Origin of the sequence: Moraxella sp. HMSC061H09, assembly GCF_001809255.1 — a bacterium.
GTDB lineage: Bacteria > Pseudomonadota > Gammaproteobacteria > Pseudomonadales > Moraxellaceae > Moraxella > Moraxella catarrhalis.
The window spans coordinates 1-728 of sequence record NZ_KV796854.1 but is presented as its reverse complement, the minus strand read 5'-3'; the positions used below and the strand labels follow the sequence as shown (position 1 = coordinate 728).

General features: G+C 47.0%; 1 protein-coding gene. It reads left to right on the top strand.

Annotated elements, in window-relative coordinates; all coding sequences use genetic code 11:
- A partial coding sequence (locus HMPREF2573_RS09345) for a hemagglutinin repeat-containing protein (protein ID WP_228141160.1) occupies positions 1 to 728 on the top strand: 728 nt, incomplete at both ends.

The window sequence follows — 728 nt, the reverse complement described above, 5'->3', positions numbered from 1 at the left end:
AATAACAGCAATAATGGTCAAAAGCACCATCTAGACATCTATGGCGCTGAACTCAACACTACTGGTAACATCACACTGGGCGCCAGTGGCAATATCAATCTGTACGCTACAAAAGACACTCACACCATCCAACAAAACAACCAGACCAAGAAAAAATTCCTAGGTATTAAGACTGGTACCAGTAATAGCAAATACAACTTTAGTCAAATCGCTGCCGTACCAGCTTCCTTATCTGCGCAATTCATCAGCAGTCGCTCAAAAGGAGATACCCTGCTTGAAGGCACGCGCTTTGAGTACCTCAAAGGCGCACAGATCAGTGCCGGCGGAAAAATTCGGCTATTGGCAGCCTTAAGTGAGCTACAAACCGCCACTCAACGAGAGGACAATTGGGTCGTATGGCAGCGCACCCAAGGCGAAGGTCAACACACTCAGACAGCCCAACTGCCAAGCTTTACAGGTACAGCAGCCCCCATGTTTGAAGCTCAAGGTGGTCTAAATATCCAAATCCCCATATCTGAAAAAGATGTTCAAAAAAGACAGCTCAAAGATGAAATCATCACCCTTGCCAGTCAACCACAGTACAGCTATCTAAACGATCTGGTGAATCGCAATGATGTTGATTGGCAGCAAATCATCCTAACCGACAAAGATTGGGATTATAAGCAGCAAGGACTGACCCCTGCTGGTGCTGCGATTGTGGCGATTGCGGTGGCTTATGCGACAGGTGG